This window comes from Candidatus Nucleicultrix amoebiphila FS5, from assembly GCF_002117145.1.
Taxonomy (GTDB): domain Bacteria; phylum Pseudomonadota; class Alphaproteobacteria; order Caedimonadales; family Nucleicultricaceae; genus Nucleicultrix; species Nucleicultrix amoebiphila.
The window spans coordinates 1,835,001-1,838,212 of sequence record NZ_CP008743.1 but is presented as its reverse complement, the minus strand read 5'-3'; the positions used below and the strand labels follow the sequence as shown (position 1 = coordinate 1,838,212).

The 3,212-nt window shown below is 51.9% G+C and carries 2 rRNA genes; both read right to left on the bottom strand.

Annotated features, from left to right (window positions below):
- Window positions 1-84: 84 nt before the first annotated feature.
- Window positions 85-199: ribosomal RNA gene (gene rrf, locus GQ61_RS09090) — 5S ribosomal RNA — on the bottom strand.
- 83 nt (window positions 200-282) lie between these two features.
- A 23S ribosomal RNA gene (locus GQ61_RS09085) occupies window positions 283-3,045 on the bottom strand.
- Window positions 3,046-3,212 lie beyond the last annotated feature (167 nt).

Genomic DNA, 3,212 nt, shown 5'->3' with positions numbered 1-3,212 from the left:
GCCCCCCACAAAATCAAATACAAAAAAGGCGCTCAGCCAAGGAGGCGGAGCGCCAAAGATAAAGGAAAGATCTCAGTCTATGAGGTCTGGCGGCGACCTACTCTTCCAAGGCTTAAGCCTAAGTACCATTGGCGCGGAGGGGTTTCACTGACGAGTTCGGAATGGGATCGAGTGCGAGACCCTCGCTATGGCGACCAGACCGCAAAGACTGAGATATGAACGAAGAAGGGGATGTGTGAACCAAATCAGGGTAGTCCTGATAACTGACTTCTGGTAAGAGAAAGAATTAAGACAATGGAACGATTAGTACGCGTTAGCTGAACCCATTACTGAGCTTACACACCGCGCCTATCAACGTGATGGTCTATCACGGTTCTCATAGGGAAAACTTGTTTTGAGGAGAGTTTCCCGCTTAGATGCTTTCAGCGGTTATCTCGTCCGTACTTAGCTACCCGGCGCTGCGACTGGCGTCACAACCGGTACACCAGAGGTACGTCCATCCCGGTCCTCTCGTACTAGGGACAGCTCCTCTCAATTTTCCAACAACCACGGCAGATAGGGACCGAACTGTCTCACGACGTTCTGAACCCAGCTCACGTACCACTTTAATTGGCGAACAGCCAAACCCTTGGGACCTGCTTCAGCCCCAGGATGTGATGAGCCGACATCGAGGTGCCAAACCTCCCCGTCGATATGAACTCTTGGGGGAGATCAGCCTGTTATCCCCGGCGTACCTTTTATCCGTTGAGCGATGGCCCTTCCACATGGAAACCACCGGATCACTATGACCGACTTTCGTCTCTGCTCGAGGTGTCTCTCTCGCAGTTAGGCAGGCTTTTGCCATTGCACTCATCAGTTGATTTCCGACCAACCTGAGCCTACCATCGCGCGCCTCCGTTACTCTTTGGGAGGCGACCGCCCCAGTCAAACTACCCACCATGCAGGGTCCCGGCTCTGGTTTCACAGAGCTCGGTTAGATATCAAAGATTTTAAGGGTGGTATTTCACTTGTGCCTCCACACCAGCTGGCGCCAGCGCTTCATCGGCTCCCACCTATGCTACACATAAAATCCCTAATACCACTGCAAAGTTGTAGTAAAGGTGCACGGGGTCTTTCCGTCTGACCGCGGTTACTCCGCATCTTCACGGAGAATTCAATTTCGCTGAGGTGATGTTGGAGACAGTGGGGAAGTCGTTACGCCATTCGTGCAGGTCGGAACTTACCCGACAAGGAATTTCGCTACCTTAGGACCGTTATAGTTACGGCCGCCGTTTACCGGGGCTTCAATTCGGTGCTTGCACACCTCCTTTTAACCTTCCGGCACCGGGCAGGCGTCAGACCCTATACGTCGTCTTTCGACTTTGCAGAGTCCTGTGTTTTTGTTAAACAGTCGCTACCCCCTAGCTTGTGCCACCTCTCTATGGTTGCCCATAAAGAGGCCTCCCTTATCCCGAAGTTACAGGAGCAATTTGCCGAGTTCCTTCAACATCATTCTCTCAATCGCCTGAGTATACTCTACTCGTCCACCAGTGTCGGTTTCGGGTACGGTCTTTTACGTGGGTGTTATTTCCAGGAACCCCTTCGCTGCCCTCAGAATCCGTTAACTTCAGACAACTTACAGAATTCGTCACATCCCACAGGCTCAGGATTATTAACCTGATTCCCATCCACTACGCATCTCTGCCTCGTGTTAGGGGCCGGCTCACCCTCGGCGGATTAACCTTGCCGAGGAACCCTTGGACTTACGGCGGGGAGGTTTCTCACCTCCCTTATTACGCTACTTATGTCAGCATTCTCGCTTCCGATACCTCCAGGTGTCCTCACGGTTCACCCTTCACAGGCTTACAGAACGCTCCGCTACCACGCCATGAATCCGTAGATCCATGGCATCCGCAGCTTCGGTGTATGGCTTGAGCCCCGGTACATTTTCGGCGCAGGCTAGCTTAACTAGACCAGTGAGCTATTACGCTTTCTTTAAAGGATGGCTGCTTCTAAGCCAACCTCCTGGCTGTCTTGGCCTTCCCACATCCTTTCCCACTTAGCCATAACTTAGGGACCTTAGCTGGCGGTCAGGGCTGTTTCCCTCTCGACGATGGACCTTAGCACCCACCGTCTGTCTGCTTGATGTTCGCTCACCGGTATTCGGAGTTTGGTTAGGTTTGGTAGGGATCGCTCCCCCCTAGCCCATCCAGTGCTCTACCCCCAGTGGCGCTACTCAAACGCTCTACCTAAATAGATTTCGCGGAGAACCAGCTATTTCCGAGTTTGATTAGCCTTTCACCCCTAACCACAGATCATCCCCTACTTTTGCAACAGTAGTGGGTTCGGTCCTCCAACACGTGTTACCGTGTCTTCAACCTGTCCATGGCTAGATCACTCGGTTTCGGGTCTAATCCCTGTAACTTGTCGCCCTATTCAGACTCGCTTTCGCTGCGCCTACACCTATCGGCTTAAGCTTGCTACAAAGATTAACTCGCTGACCCATTATACAAAAGGTACGCAGTCACAGGGTTTCCCCTGCTCCTACTGCTTGTAAGCATCCTGTTTCAGATTCTATTTCACTCCCCTCATCGGGGTTCTTTTCACCTTTCCCTCACGGTACTTGTTCACTATCGGTCACTGAGGAGTACTTAGGCTTGGAGGGTGGTCCCCCCATGTTCAAACAGGATTTCACGTGTCCCGTCCTACTCGTGCCCTCACATCATCTCTTCCCTTAAGGGGCTATCACCCTCTCTGGCCGGCTTTTCCAAACCGTTCTGGTCTTTCTAATGTGAGAGACTGGCCTGGTCCGCGTTCGCTCGCCACTACTAACGGAGTCTCGGTTGATTTCCTTTCCTCCTGTTACTGAGATGATTCAGTTCACAGGGTTTGCCGGATCTTTCTATGTATTCAAAAGATCCTATCGCTCGCGCGATGGGTTTCCCCATTCGGACATCCACGGATCAAAGCTTATTGGCAGCTCCCCATGGCTTTTCGCAGCCTGTCACGTCCTTCATCGCCTCTCAGTGCCAAGGCATCCACAAAATGCTCTTCTCTTTCTTAACTCTTTTCTTCCCAGAAGACAGTCATCAGATGTTGCCATCTGTTTCTTATCCCCTGAGCTCGATTGAGATTTCTCATAGAAATCGATTGCTTCTTTTAAACGTCAGCTCCCCGCGTCTTCCCGCCCGTCTTTCAACGGCCGCTCTTCCTTAGGTCACTGCTGCTTTCAA